Annotated in this window: 11 protein-coding genes; 9 read left to right on the top strand and 2 right to left on the bottom strand. The window is 72.2% G+C overall.

What is annotated here, in order from left to right:
* Positions 1-163 precede the first annotated feature (163 nt).
* Positions 164-2,467, top strand: a complete 2,304-nt coding sequence (locus QRY02_RS07190) for a PQQ-dependent sugar dehydrogenase (protein ID WP_285990714.1) — start codon at positions 164-166, stop codon at positions 2,465-2,467.
* A 31-nt stretch (positions 2,468-2,498) separates the two neighbouring features.
* Here QRY02_RS07190 and QRY02_RS07185 read toward each other — a convergent pair whose 3' ends face one another.
* Positions 2,499-3,860, bottom strand: a complete 1,362-nt coding sequence (locus QRY02_RS07185) for a sigma-70 family RNA polymerase sigma factor (RefSeq protein ID WP_285990713.1) — start codon at positions 3,858-3,860, stop codon at positions 2,499-2,501.
* 319 nt (positions 3,861-4,179) lie between these two features.
* Between QRY02_RS07185 and QRY02_RS07180 the strand changes: the two genes are divergently transcribed.
* The 3 genes from QRY02_RS07180 (at position 4,180) to fadD8 (ending at position 8,422) form a co-directional block, all read left to right on the top strand.
* The gene (locus QRY02_RS07180) at positions 4,180-5,571 is read left to right on the top strand and encodes an alpha/beta hydrolase domain-containing protein (RefSeq protein ID WP_285990712.1); all 1,392 of its coding nucleotides are present in this window, start codon (positions 4,180-4,182) and stop codon (positions 5,569-5,571) included.
* A 138-nt stretch (positions 5,572-5,709) separates the two neighbouring features.
* Positions 5,710-6,687, top strand: a complete 978-nt coding sequence (surE, locus tag QRY02_RS07175) for a 5'/3'-nucleotidase SurE (protein WP_285990711.1) — start codon at positions 5,710-5,712, stop codon at positions 6,685-6,687.
* A 133-nt stretch (positions 6,688-6,820) separates the two neighbouring features.
* Positions 6,821-8,422, top strand: a complete 1,602-nt coding sequence (gene fadD8 / locus QRY02_RS07170; protein ID WP_285990710.1) for a fatty-acid--CoA ligase FadD8 — start codon at positions 6,821-6,823, stop codon at positions 8,420-8,422.
* A gap of 189 nt (positions 8,423-8,611) precedes the next feature.
* Here fadD8 and QRY02_RS07165 read toward each other — a convergent pair whose 3' ends face one another.
* On the bottom strand, positions 8,612-9,466 hold the full coding sequence (locus tag QRY02_RS07165; protein ID WP_285990709.1) for a peptidase associated/transthyretin-like domain-containing protein: 855 nt from the start codon (positions 9,464-9,466) through the stop codon (positions 8,612-8,614).
* A 183-nt stretch (positions 9,467-9,649) separates the two neighbouring features.
* Between QRY02_RS07165 and QRY02_RS07160 the strand changes: the two genes are divergently transcribed.
* The 5 genes from QRY02_RS07160 (at position 9,650) to QRY02_RS07140 (ending at position 13,830) form a co-directional block, all read left to right on the top strand.
* Positions 9,650-10,039 (top strand): nuclear transport factor 2 family protein, encoded by a 390-nt coding sequence (locus QRY02_RS07160; protein WP_285990708.1) that lies wholly within the window; start codon positions 9,650-9,652, stop codon positions 10,037-10,039.
* A gap of 27 nt (positions 10,040-10,066) precedes the next feature.
* Positions 10,067-10,612 (top strand): PadR family transcriptional regulator, encoded by a 546-nt coding sequence (locus QRY02_RS07155; protein WP_285993783.1) that lies wholly within the window; start codon positions 10,067-10,069, stop codon positions 10,610-10,612.
* 59 nt (positions 10,613-10,671) lie between these two features.
* The gene (locus tag QRY02_RS07150) at positions 10,672-11,862 is read left to right on the top strand and encodes a hypothetical protein (RefSeq protein WP_285990707.1); all 1,191 of its coding nucleotides are present in this window, start codon (positions 10,672-10,674) and stop codon (positions 11,860-11,862) included.
* 120 nt (positions 11,863-11,982) lie between these two features.
* A complete protein-coding gene (locus tag QRY02_RS07145; RefSeq protein ID WP_285990706.1) occupies positions 11,983-12,858 on the top strand; it encodes a helix-turn-helix domain-containing protein in 876 nt (291 codons plus the stop codon).
* A gap of 78 nt (positions 12,859-12,936) precedes the next feature.
* A complete protein-coding gene (locus QRY02_RS07140) occupies positions 12,937-13,830 on the top strand; it encodes an MBL fold metallo-hydrolase (RefSeq protein WP_285990705.1) in 894 nt (297 codons plus the stop codon).
* Positions 13,831-13,832: the final 2 nt, after the last annotated feature.

The following is a 13,832-nucleotide window of genomic DNA, read 5'->3' as shown; positions in this document are numbered from 1 at the left end:
GCGGCACCGCGGTGGCCGCGCGAGGGCCGGTAAGTCATTGACCCTCAACGGGATTGAGCTGTTCGTGCACATTCTTGTCTGTGGCGTAACAACATTCGGGCTTCCCGCGCCATAACGGACGGCGTTCGCGCCAGTCCGGTCCCCGCCGCACGAGGAGTTCGTGATGGTTTCTCGTCGTTTCCTGGTTCCGCGAAGATCAAGACGCGCACTGGCGGCGGGGGTGGTCGTGCCCCTCGCCGGTGCCCTCGCGGTGGCTGTCGCCGCCGCGGCGCCGGCCGCCGCCGTGCCCGCCGGCTTCACCGACACGGTCGCCATCGGCGGCCTCAGCTCGCCGACCGCCGCCGCGTTCGCCCCCGACGGGCGGGTGTTCGTCGCGGAGAAGAGCGGCCTGGTCAAGGTGTTCGACAACCTGGCCGACCCGACGGCGACGGTGTTCGCCGACCTCCGCACGCCGACCCAGGACTTCTGGGACCGCGGCCTGCTCGGGCTGGCGGTCGACCCGGCCTTCCCCGCCCGGCCGTACGTCTACGTCTCCTACACCCTCGACGCCCTGCCGGGCGGGACCGCGCCGAAGTGGGGCGACACCTGCCCGACCCCGCCGGGCGCGACCGACTCCGGCTGTGTCGTGACCGGCCGCGTCTCCCAGCTGACCATGGACCCGGACGGAACGGCGGTCAGCGAGAAACCGCTGGTCACCGGCTGGTGCCAGCAGTTCCCCAGCCATTCGGTCGGCGCGCTGGCCTTCGGTCCGGACGGCGCCCTGTACGCCGGCGGCGGTGACGGCGCCAGCTTCAACTTCGCCGACTACGGCCAGGTCGGCAATCCCTGCGCCGACCCGCCCTCGCCGGCCGGCACGAACCTCAGCCCGCCGTCGGCCGAAGGCGGCGCGCTGCGGTCGCAGTCCCCGCGCCGCGCGGCCGGGCAGCCCGTGCTGCTCAACGGCGCGCTCCTGCGCATCGACCCCGACACCGGCGACGGCCTGCCCGGCAACCCGTTCGCGAGCAGCACCGACGCCAACGCCCGGCGCGTCATCGCCTACGGCTCGCGCAACCAGTTCCGGTTCGGGTTCCGGCCCGGCACGAGCGAACTGTGGGCCGGTGACGTCGGCTGGAACACCTGGGAAGAGATCAACCGCGTCCCGAACGCCGGCGACGGCGTGGCGGAGAACTTCGGCTGGCCCTGCTTCGAAGGCACCGGACGCCAGGCCGGCTACGACGGCGCGAACCTGGACCGCTGCGAATCGCTGTACTCCGCCGGCGGCCAGACCGCGCCGTTCTACGCCTACAACCACAGCGCCAAGGTCGTGGCCACCGACCCGTGCCCCACCGGCGGCTCCTCGATCAGCGGGATCGCCTTCGAGTCGGGCAGCACCTACCCGGCCGAGTACGCCGGCGCGCTGTTCTTCGCCGATTCCTCCCGCGGCTGCATCTGGGCGATGCAGACCGTCGCCGGCCAGCCCAGCCCGAGCAAGCTGGTGCCCTTCGTGACCGGCGTCAACACGCCGGTGCAGGTGCTCACCGGCCCCGGCGGCGACCTGTTCTACGTCGCGCTGGGCGCCGGCGAACTGCGCCGGGTGAGCTACGCGGGCGGTACCAACCGGCCGCCGGTGGCCGCGGCCACCGCGACGCCGTCCAGCGGTCCGGCGCCGCTGACCGTCCAGTTCGACGGCACCGGTTCCACCGACCCCGACGCCGGCGACACGCTCTCCTACGCGTGGGACCTCGACGCGGACGGCGCCTACGACGACTCCGCGGTACCGCGGCCCACCTGGACCTACACCACCGCCGCGGCGGTCGACGCCGGGCTGCGGGTGACCGACTCCCACGGCGCGTCGGCGACCACGACGGTCCGGGTGACCGTCGGGACCCCGGCCGGGCTCGACCCGGTGCCGGTCATCGACACCCCGAGCCCCACCTTGACCTGGTCGGTCGGGCAGACGGTGCCGTTCTCCGGCCGCGCCGTCGACGCCCAGGACGGCGAGCTGCCGCCCGCGGCGCTGTCCTGGCGGCTCGCCATCCGGCACTGCGCGGCCAACGGCACCTGCCACACCCACAACGTCCAGGACTTCCCCGGCGTCGCCGCGGGGTCGTTCGTCGCGCCGGACCACGAATACCCGTCGTACCTGCAGCTGACGCTGACCGCGACCGACTCGACGGGCCGCACGGGGTCCCAGACGATCGATCTCCAGCCGAAAACGGTGACGCTGAACTTCACCTCGAGCCCCAGCCAGGCGATGCTCACCGTCGGCGGGACCCAGCAGCGCACGCCGTTCTCCCGGACGGTGATCGCCGGATCGACCAACTCGATCAGCGCGAACAGCCCGCAGAACCTGCCCCCGCTGAACATGAAGTACGCCTTCACCAGCTGGGCGCACGGCGGGGCGCGGACGCAGAACGTCGTCGCGCCGGCGACCGGGGCGACCTACCAGGCGAACTACCGGCTCTGCTGGCTGCTGCAGCCCTGCTGAGCGGGATGGCCCGGCGTCGCGCGGCGCCGGGTCATTCCCCGGGGTTCTTCGTCTTCTCGGCCTTCTTCGACTCTTTCGCGGATTCCTTCGCGGCCTTCGACGACTCCTTGGCCGCCTGCTTCGACTCCTTCGCGGCCGGGTCGTTCCCGAGGCCGTTCCCGTTGTTGCCGTTCCCGTTCCCGTTCCCGTTGTTGCCGTTGCCGTTCCCGTTGCCGTTGTTGCCGTTCCCCGCCGCCGCCGGCTGCCCGGAGACAGCGGCGCCCGACGACTCGCCCGCCGGCTGCGCGCCCGTCGGCTCCACGCCGGGAGCCCCGGGCACCGTCGTGACCTGCGTGTCCGGCGTCGACGCGACGCCGCCCGGCGGGACGCCGTTGCGGGAGCCGGCCTGCGGCCCGGTCCGCGCGGGCTGGGTCGTCGTGCCTTCGCCGCCGGACAGCGGCGGCGGGGCGTCACTCGACGTGCTCGCGCCGATCGTCACCGTGGTGACCAGCGCCGCGCCCGCGACAGCCACCTTCGCCGCGGTGGCCCACGACAGGGCGGACGCGCCCGTGCCGGTGGCACTCGCGGCGGCTCCGGAGGTGGCGAGCGAGCCGGAGGTGGACAACCACTGCGAGACGATCGGGATGCCCAGGATGAGCGGGGTCACCGCGGCGGGCAGTTCCTCGTTGAGCTGCCGGAGCCCGGCGGCCAGCTCCCGGCAGTCCGGGCAGCGGTCGAGGTGGGCGGCGATCCGGTGCGCCTTGTGGTCGGAGATGCCGTCGCGCACGAACTTGGCCAGCTGGCCCGATACGCTCTTGCAGTTGCGCCGCCGCGCCTCGGGAACGTGCTGGTCCAGGTAGGCCTGGCGCAGGCCCTCCCGGGCGCGGTAGGCCAGCGCGGCCACTCCGTTCGGCGTCATCCCGAGGTCCTCGGCGATCCGCGCGGGCGACTCGCCGTCGATCTCGGTCCGCCACAGCACCGTCCGCCACCGCTCGGGCAGGCTCGCGAACGCGTCGCCGGCGACGGCGGCGTGCAACCGGCTGCCGACCGGCTCGTCACTCCCCGCACCCGGCAGGACGTCCGGCACCTCGGCCACGAGTGACACGGCCGAGTCGCGCCGGCGCCAGCTGATCATCGTGTTCCGGATGGTCGTCAGCAGGTACGGCCGGAAATCCTCGTCCGGTCCCTCGCCGGAGCGCAGAATCCGCAGTACGCGGGTGAACCCTTCGGCGATCAGGTCGTCGCGCTCCGCCCGGTCGGCGGCGATCGCGGCCGCCACCCGACGGGCGGCGGGGAGGTGCCGGTCGTAGAGCTCGCCGTACGCCGCGATGTCGCCACCACGGACTGCCGCGATCAAGGCCGCGTCGCTCGGGACGTCCGTCGTCCCGGCCACCGCCGGCGCCACTTCGGTCACCACTCCCCCTCGCCGTGCGCATGCACGTGCAGAACGTCCCGAGATAGTCGCGCAACGAGTGACACCTGCGCAAGGTTGCGGCCGCGAAAGCACTTTCCCGAGTTTTCGCGACAGGCGAGCGCCGGGCGCGTGGACTTGTCACATCCCTGAGCGATCCCGGGTGACTCACCCCCGGCTCGCCGACACGGCGTTGCTCCCGTCTTTACCGGCGAGTAAAGACAATGGCGGTGGCCTGCCGGTCACCACTCAGTGTCCGATGTGGACGGTACGGGAGCCGGGAGCCGCTCCGCGGACCGTCGACCACCAGAAGGGTATACCCATGCGCAGAGCCCTGCTCGTGCTGCTGACCGTGCTCCTGCCATCCGTCCTGATCACCGGGACCGCCCAAGCCGCGCCGTCCGCCCCCACCGTCGCGGCGGTGCCCGCGAACGCCGGGCGGGGCTGGCCGGTCAGCGGCGCCCAAGGCGTCCTGGACCTCGCCGCCCGCGGGTACGTCGAGGAGGAGTACCTGCTCTCCGGGCGCGCCGACACGTTCGACCAGGTGGGGCTGTGGACCGACGACGGCCGCTGGGCCACTCGCGTGGCCACCACCGGCAACCCGTACACCACCCGGATGGTCGTGGTGCGGCCGCGTGACGCCGCACGGTTCAACGGCACGGTCGTGGTCGAATGGCTCAACGTCAGCTTCGGCGTCGACATCCCCGTGGACTTCTCGCAGTCCTACGAGCACTTCATCCGCGAGGGCTACGCCTACGTCGGCGTGACGACCCAGAAAGCCGGTGCCGACAAGCTCAAGAGCCTCGACCCCGCGCGGTACGGCGCGGTGAACCTCAGCGGTGACGCGCTGTCCTACGACGTCTTCTCGCAGGCCGCGCAGGCGGTGCGGGCGAACCCGCAGGTACTGGGCGGCCGGACCCCGGCCGTCGTGCTGGGCACCGGGCACTCGCAGTCCGCGCTGCGGCTGACCACCTACGCGAACGCGATCCAGCCGGTGCGGCGCAGCTACGACGGCTTCATGATCCACGGCCGGGCCGCGCTCGCGGCGCCGATCGGCGACGGCGTCGTCGGCCCGCTGTCGGCCCGGATCCGCACCGATCTCGGCGTCCCGGTGTTCGTCCTGCAGTCGGAGACCGACGTCATCGCGTCGGCTTCGGTCCGGCAGGACACCGCCCAGGTGCGCACCTGGGAGGTCGCCGGCACCGCGCACGCCGACCAGTACGGCCTGAACCTCTACAACGCGGCCAACGCCCGGGACAAGTCGATCAACGACGGCGCCCCGACGACCTGCGACAAGCCGGTCAACAGCATGACGTTCCGCTATGCGGAGAACGCGGCGTTCCGCTACCTCGACCGCTGGGCGCGCGGCGGCGCGGCCCCGCCCACGGCGGCGCCGATTTCGATGCTGCTCAACCTCATCATCCTGCGCGACGGCGACCAGAACGCCCTCGGCGGCGTCCGGCTGCCCGATCTCGACGTCCCGGTGGCGTCCTACTCCCCCAACAACAGCGGCGGCAACGTGCCGGGCGCGTGCCTGCTGCTGGGCACGACCACGCCGCTGACGCCGGACCGGATCCGGCAGCTGTACCCGGACCACACCACCTACGTCGCGAAGTTCACCGCGGCGGCGGACCGGGCCCTGCGGTCGGGCTACCTGCTGCAGCCCGACCGCGACGAGGCCGTGGCCCGGGCGCAGGCCGCACCGGTGCCGTAACCGTCCACAAAGGAGCGCCGGCGGCGAGCCCGTCCCGGATCCGGGGCGGGCTCGCCGCCGGATCGATCGAAACACCGCCCCGTCACCGCCGTTCCCGCTAGCCTGGCCCTCCGATTCCGAACAGATGAGGAGGTGGCGATGCGGTTCAAGGCTTTGCGCGTCGCGGTGGCGGCGGTGGTCGCCTTGTCGCTGGCCGTGCCCGCTCAAGCCAGCCCGCGGCCCGATCAACCGGTTTCGCTGGGGGGCAAGAAGGTTTTGCTGGTCAACGACGATTCGGTGCAGGCGGCGAAGCCCGACGGGTCGGACGGGCGCGGCATCTACGTGCTCCGGCAGGCGTTGTGCCGGGCCGGTGCCGACGTGGCGATCGTCGGACCGTGGGCGTCCCAGGGCGCGAAGAGCCGGTCCACGGCCGGGTCCCCCACGGCGTCCGTGGCGCCGCCGGCGGCGGTGCCGGCCGAGTTCGCCGCCGACTGCGCGAACGCGCCGGGGCACGGGCTGGTGCTGGGCGCGTGCCAGGGCAGCGTCCCGTGCGGCCCCGGCAGCCCGTCGATCACCCCGGCGGACGTGGTCGAGCTCGCGCTGACCGGCGTCCTGCCCCAGCGGCTCGGCTGGACCACCGGCCCGGACCTGGTCGTTTCCGGGGTCAACGCGGGCCCGAACACCGACGTTTCGATCAACCTGTCCGGCACGGTGGGCGCGGCCACCGCGGCGGTCGAGCGGGGCGTGCCGACGGTGGCGGTCAGCGCCGGCACGCGCGTGGCACCCCCGCCGTCGACGGAAACGTACGCGGCCGCGGCCGACGTCGTCGTCCGGCTGCTCGCGTCGCCCCGGGTGTGGTCCCTCGTGCGGGACATGGTGCTGGTGAACGTGAACCAGCCGGACGTCACGCCGGGGTCCGGGCCGTCGCCGGTGCGCTGGACGTCGGTCGGCCGGGTGGCGCAGGGCTGGGTGACGTACGTGCCTTCGGGTGACGGGACGTACCAGCTGTCGTACAACCCGGTGACACCCGCGCCGGAGTTCGAGGAGGGCAGCGACACGAAGGCCCTGTTCGACGGGTACGTGAGCGTGTCGGCGGTCGCCGTCAACCGGGGCTACGCCGGCCGCCTGCCGGGCTGAGGCGGATCCGGGGGACGCGCCGCGCGCGCGTCCCCCGGATCACTGAAACCTGTTCCACTCCGTCGCCAACCTGACAAACCCGGCCCGGTCGCCGTATCTTGTCGAGAACAGTAACGTGTTCTAGTCTTGCGCCGTGGAAGGGACCGGGATGGACGAGCAGGCGATGCGGTATCCGAACCACCTCGGCCACCTGGTCGTCTCCGCCCTGAAACGCCACCGGGACAAGCCGGTCATGGTGCTGGGCGAGACCACGATGACCGGGGGCCGGACCGCCGAACAGGTCAGCCAGTACGCCCAGGCCTTCGAGGCGCTCGGGGCGGGCACCGGCGCGCCGGTCGCGCTGCTGTCGCTGAACCGGCCGGAAGTCCTGCTCATCATCGCCGCCGGCCAGCTGCAGGGCTCGCGGCGCACGGCGCTGCACCCGCTGGGGTCGCTCGACGACCACGCCTACATCCTCGCCGACGCCGGCATCACCACCCTGATCATCGACCCGGTCCCCGCCTTCGTCGACCGCGCCCTCGGCCTGCTCGAGAAGGTGCCCGGCCTGACCCAGGTGCTCACCATCGGGCCGGTGCCGGAGCCGCTGGCCCACGTCGGCAAGGACCTGACGGCGGCCGCCGCGACGTTCGAGCCGCGGCCGCTCGCGCCCGCGGTGCTGCCGCCGGACCAGGTCGTCTCGATCACCTACACCGGCGGGACGACCGGCAAGCCCAAGGGCGTCATGGGCACCGCGCAGGCGATGACCACGATGACGCAGATCCAGCTGGCCGAGTGGGAGTGGCCCGAGGCGCCGAAGTTCCTGATCTGCACTCCGCTTTCGCACGCCGGCGCGGCGTTCTTCGCCCCGACGCTGCTCAAGGGCGGCTCGCTGATCGTGGTGCCGAAGTTCGACGTCGCCGAGGTCCTGAGGATCATCGAAGAGCAGCGGATCACCGCAACCATGCTGGTGCCCACGATGCTCTACGCGCTCATGGACCACCCGGACTCGCGCACCCGCGACCTGTCTTCGCTGCAGACGGTGTACTACGGCGCGGCGTCGATCAACCCGGTGCGGCTGCGCGAGGCGATCGACCGGTTCGGGCCGATCTTCGCCCAGTACTACGGCCAGTCCGAGGCCCCGATGGCGATCAGCTACCTCGCCAAGGGCGACCACGACGACGCACGCCTGGCCTCCTGCGGCCGCCCGTCGGCCTTCCTGCGCACCGCACTGCTCGACGCCGACGGCAATCCCGTCGCGCCGGGTGAGCCGGGCGAGATCTGCGTGGCCGGCCCGCTGCTCGCCGGCGGCTACTGGAACCTGCCGGAGGTGACGGCGGAGACGTTCCGCGACGGCTGGCTGCACACCGGCGACGTGGCCCGCGAGGACGAGGACGGTTTCTGGTTCATCGTCGACCGGGTCAAGGACATGATCGTCACCGGCGGGTTCAACGTGTTCCCCCGCGAGGTGGAGGACGTGGTGGCCGAGCACCCGGCGGTCGCGCAGGTCGGCGTGATCGGCACCCCCGACGACAAGTGGGGCGAGGCGGTGACGGCCGTCGTGGTCCTGCGCAAGGACGCCGACGGCGACCTCGAGCGGCTCACGGCCGAGATCCAGGCGGCGGTGCGCGAGCGCAAGGGCCCGGTGCACGTGCCCAAGCAGGTGATCGTCGCGGAGTCCCTGCCGATGACGGGGCTGGGCAAGCCGGACAAGAAGGCGCTGCGAGCTCAGTACCAGCGGCATGGAGCCGCCGTGTAGGCCGTTATACGCCGAGCTCGGCGAGTGGGTGCTGACCTGCTGACCGCGCGCTCCGGCCCGCGGCAGGTGGTCACGACCCGGAGGCGCCTTACTTCGGTGCCGTGCCGGGGCCGGAAGACCTCCTGCCGGGGCCGGGCGCGCGGCTCTCGGAGACCATGCTCGCCGAGTGACTCGCCCGGGCGTGCGGCGCTACGCGCCGTCGTGGTCCGGGTCGGCGTTGAGGACGATGCAGCCGACGTACCCGTCGCGGGCGCGCGTCACCTTCAGCAGCATGCTCGGCTCGTAGATCGAGTCGTCGTCGTTGAAGGTGTCGCGGCCGGTGCGCTGCGCGTACGGCTGGGTGGCCAGCACCTGCGCGTTCAGCGCTTCGTCGAACATCAGCTGCGTGGTGAGCGTTTTCTCGGTGCCGACGTGCACCATCACGTGGACGTGGACGGTGCGGCCGCGGTACCAGCCCGGCCAGATCGTCGTGAACTCGACGATCCCGCGCTGGTTCGTGACCTGGGCGCCACGCAGGTACCGCTTGTCGTCGGTGGGGATGAGATCGGCGTCCCCGCCGCCGGGCGGAGTGCCGGTAGGCGGAGTGCCGGTGGGCGGGGTCCCGGTCGGCGGGGTCCCGGTCGGCCGGGTGCCGCCGCCGCTGGACGCCGCCTCCGCGCCGGAGTACAGGCCACCCGCGTCGCAGTGCCAAATCTCGACCACCGCGTGCGGGATCGGCCGGCACGTCTCGCTGTCCTGCACCTGCAGGGCGAGCCGCAGCTTCGTGCCCGGCTTGTCCTCGCGGATGTCACTGCGGATCTTGTCGGCGTCGAAGTAGTACGGCCCCTGCGTGGTGGACGCGGTGAGCGTGCACGTCCGCGCGCCGGTGAACAGGGCGGTGAGGTCCGCGTCGGTGACCGCCTGCAGCGCGACCGTCTCCCCGGTGGACGTCGTGACCGCGCTCCGGCCCGCGCACGCCGTGACGAGTGCGCCCAAGCCGACCGAGCTCACGCCGGCGAGCAGCCGCCGCCGGCTGACCCGCTGTCCCTCGTGATCGTTTCCCATGCCTGCCCTTTCGCTCGTCGGGTGGGTAATGGCCGGTTGACTTCCGCCTGACCCGGCCTTGGGCCAGCGTGGCGAGGGCACCTGTGGCAGGCCTGTGGTGAAGCTGTGCGTCGTCGAGCGGTCACTCAAGGCGAGACGGTATGCTGCCCGATATAGTCAACAAATTGAGTATGCGAGGTGGGCATGAGCAGCTTCCGCAAGGCCGTCGAGGCACGCGATCCCGACGCCATGGCCGCGACACTGGCGGAGCACGTCGTGTTCCGCAGCCCGGTCGCGTTCAAGCCGTACCCCGGCAAGGCGATCACCGCCGCCATCCTGCGCGGCGTGCTCCGCGTGTTCGAGGATTTCCGGTACGTGCGCGAGCTGACCGGCGGTGACGGCCGGGATCACGCCCTCGTCTTCGAGGCCAGGATCGGGGACGTGCGGGTCGAAGGCTGCGACTTCCTGCACCTCGACGACGACGGCCTGATCGACGAGTTCACCGTGATGGTCCGGCCGCTGTCGGCGGCCCGAGCCCTCTCCGAGGCGATGGCGGCGCAGTTCGAGCAGATCCAGCGCGAAGCAGTCAACTAGTTGAGTAAGGCATTGCGCCACGCGCTGATGGCGGCGCTGCTCGAAGGCGAGGCGTCGGGCTACGACCTGGCGAAGGGGTTCGACGCCTCGGTGGCGAACTTCTGGGCGGCCACCCCGCAGCAGCTCTACCGGGAACTCGACCGCATGGCGGCCGACGGCCTGGTGCGGGCCCGGGTGGTCCACCAGGAGCGCCGCCCGGACAAGCGGCTGTTCTCGCTGACCGAAGCCGGGCACCGGTCGCTGCACGAGTTCACGGCCCGGCCGCCCCGCCCGGGCGTGATCCGCGACGAGCTGCTGGTGCAGGTGCAGGCCGTGGACGCGGGCGACCGGACGGCGGTCCGGGGCGCGCTGGCGGAGCGGCTGGCCCGGGCCGAAGCCAAGATCGCGGGCTACGAACGACTTCGCGCGCGCCTGCTGGACGGCCGCTTCGAAGACGACTACCTCGCCGGAGCCGAGCGGATCGGCCCGTACCTGACGCTGATGCGGGGACTGTCGTTCGAGCGGGAGAACCTGCGGTGGTGCGAGCAGGCGCTGAAGGTGCTCGACCGGCGGGCGGCCGCCCCACGGGCCTGAAGTGTCCGATGTGGACCGGTTGTACGACTCTTGTACGAGCGAGCCGGATGATGGCTCCCATGTCACTACACCGACTCGCCAAGGCCGCGCTGGCCGCCGGCGTGCTGGCGGGCCTGGCCGCCGCGCCGGCGGCCGCCGCCGCGGCCGCGCCGGCCACCTTGCCCGCCGGCCAATACACCTTGACCGCCAACTACAACCAGTTCGACGCGGTGAACAGCGCTCTGGTCTCGACGCTGGGCACCGCGGCCGTCCACACCGTGATGGAGAACGCCAACCACGACCGCACCGCGCTGCCGTCTTCGTTCTCCGTCGCCGGGCTGTCGACGGGCTTCCGGTTCGACAGCGGCGACAACTCCGACTGCACGAACTACCCGCAGGGCATCACCACCAGCCGCGACGCCGTGGGCACGGCGAACGGCGGCAACTACGACGGGCACCAGCTCATCGCGGTCAGCTGGTATTCCAAGGACGGCTGCGACGGCGACCAGTCCCGCAGCCGGATCACCCTGGTCGACTGGGACGCCGACTACCCGAACGCCTACCGCAAGATCCTGCTGGTCGAGCCGACCGGGACCGCGGACGCGCCGGACTTCAAGGACATCCCCATCCACGCCGGTGGCATGTCCTGGTACGGCGATTACCTCTACGTCGCCGACACCGGGAAGGGCATGCGCGTGTTCGACATGCGCAAGATCCTCAAGACGAACAGCGGCGGCACCGCCGACCAGATCGGCCACGAGACCGGCAGCACGTACTACGCCCACAACTACGCCTACGTCCTGCCGCAGGTCGGCACGATCGCTTCGAAGACGACGTCGGGCACGAACCTCGCGTGGTCGTCGATCTCCCTCGACCGCGTCAGCAAGTCGATCGTGATGACCGAGTACACCTGCCCGTCCGGCTGCACGGACTACCCGAACCGGGCGCCGCGGGCGATCCGCTACCCGTTCGCCGCCTCCGGCACCTTCGCCGCGACCACGACGGCGAGCCAGGCGTTGCAGCTGCCCTGGTACAAGCTCAACGGCGTGGCCTCGCACAACGGCCGCTGGTGGTTCCAGTCGTCCGGCCAGAAGCAGCTGTACTACTGGAAGCCCTCGGCCGCCGCGCAGACCTTCTCCTGGGTGAGCAGCGGCGAGAGCCTCTCGTACTGGGAGGACGACACCGCCGCCGACCTGCTGTGGTCGCTGCAGGAAGGCGCGGGCAACCGCAACGTCTTCGCGGTCACCCAGGCCACCTACGGCGGTGGCTGAGCCGGCCCGACCACGCACGGCCCGTCCGGGACAGTTCCCGGGCGGGCCTTTTTTCCGGGTGCCCTGCCTGACCCCGCGAGGGTGTGGTTGCGCCACCCCGCCGCTGCCCATACTGACTGCATGGAAGCCAGACGACGCCTCGGCGAGTTCCTCAAGACCCGCCGCTCCCACCTGCGGCCCGAGGACGTCGGCCTGGCCACCTACGGTGACCGTCGCCGGGTGCCCGGCCTGCGCCGCGAAGAGCTCGCCCGGCTCGCCGGGGTGAGCGCGCCCTACTACTCGAGGCTCGAACAGGGCCAGTCGGCCAACGCCTCGCCGGAGGTGCTGGACGCACTCGCCGGCGCCCTCCGGCTCGACGACGCCGAACGACGGCACTTGCACGACCTGGCCGCCGGAGCCCGCCGGCCGGCCCCGCGCCGCCGCCCGGCGGCGGAGCGCGTCACCCCGGCCGTCCGGCAGCTGCTGGCCGCCCTGGGCGACGTGCCGGTGGTCGTGCTCGGCCGGTTCAGCGACGTCCTGGCGTGGAACGCCGCCGGCCACGCCCTGTTCGCCGGGCACCTGCCGCCGGACGCGCCCGAGGGGCCCGGGCCGCGCCCCAACATGGCGAGGCTGGTGTTCCTCGACCCGCACACCCGCGAGCTGTACGCCGACTGGCCGGCCAAGGCCCGCGCGGTGGTGGCGACGCTGCGGATGGCGTCGGGACGGTACCCGGACGACCCGCGCCCGGCCGCCCTCGTCGGCGAGCTTTCCGTCCGCAGCACGGAGTTCGCCGCGTGGTGGGCGGACCAGCGCGTCAAGGCCGGCGGCAGCGCGGTCCACGAGATGCACCACCCCCTGGTGGGCCCGATGACGGTCACGCACCAGGCGCTGCTCACCGAGTCCGCGCAGCACGTCGTCGTCGCCACCACCGAGCCCGGCTCGTCCTCGCACGCGGCGATGACCCTGCTCACGCACACCACGGCCACCGCGCGCCGCACCCTGCCCGCGCGCGGCTGAAAAAACCGGTTCCGTCCGAGGCACCCGCGAGGGAGGCCGGCTTCGACGTGCCCGGAAAACCCCCACCGAGAAGGAAAAATGACCGAAATCAAACTCGGGGACGTCACCGTCACCCGCATCGAAGAGCAGCACGGCCCGATGATGCCGGCCCGGGACTTCTTCCCGGACCTGCCGGAATCGGCGTGGCAGGAGCACCGCGACGAGCTGGAACCCGACTTCCTCACCACGGACGGCCTGGTGGTGTCGTCGATGCAGACCTGGCTGCTGCGCAGCGAAGGCCGCACGATCCTGATCGACACCGCCGTGGGCAACGACAAGCACCGCCCGGCCGTCCCCGCCTGGGACCACCTCCGGCTGGACTACCTGGACCGGCTCCGCGAAGCCGGCGTCCGCCCGGAGGACGTCGACCTGGTCGTGCACACCCACCTGCACCTCGACCACATCGGGTGGAACACCCGCCTCGACGGCGGCACGTGGGTGCCGACGTTCCCGAACGCGACGCACCTGATGCCCCGCGCGGACTTCGAGCACTGGGACCCGGCGCGCAACCCGGCCGTGGCCGGAGGTGTGAACGCACACGCCTTCGAAGACAGCATCCAGCCGGTGCACGAAGCGGGGCAGGTCCGGTTGTGGGAGGACAGCCACACGATCGACGCGAACCTCCGGCTCGAAGCCGCGCCCGGCCACACCCCCGGCTCCAGCGTGGTGAAACTGGCCTCCGGCGGCGACCGTGCGCTCTTCGCCGGCGACGTCCTGCACACGCCCCTGCAGCTCGCGGCACCCGGGCACAGCAGCTGCTTCTGCGAAGACCCGGTACAGGCCAGCGCCACCCGGCAGCGCCTGCTCGGCTGGGCCGCCGACGAGCACGCCCTGCTCGTGCCGGCCCACTTCGGCGGGCACAGCGCACTGGAAGTCGAACGCCGCGGCGGCGCGTTCGCCGTCAAGGGGTGGGGTCCGTTCCCCCGGCGCTGACC

It is taken from the genome of Amycolatopsis sp. DG1A-15b (genome assembly GCF_030285645.1).
Taxonomy (GTDB): domain Bacteria; phylum Actinomycetota; class Actinomycetes; order Mycobacteriales; family Pseudonocardiaceae; genus Amycolatopsis.
The sequence above is the reverse complement of the archived record's forward strand: the minus strand, read 5'-3'. Positions and strand labels throughout refer to the sequence as shown.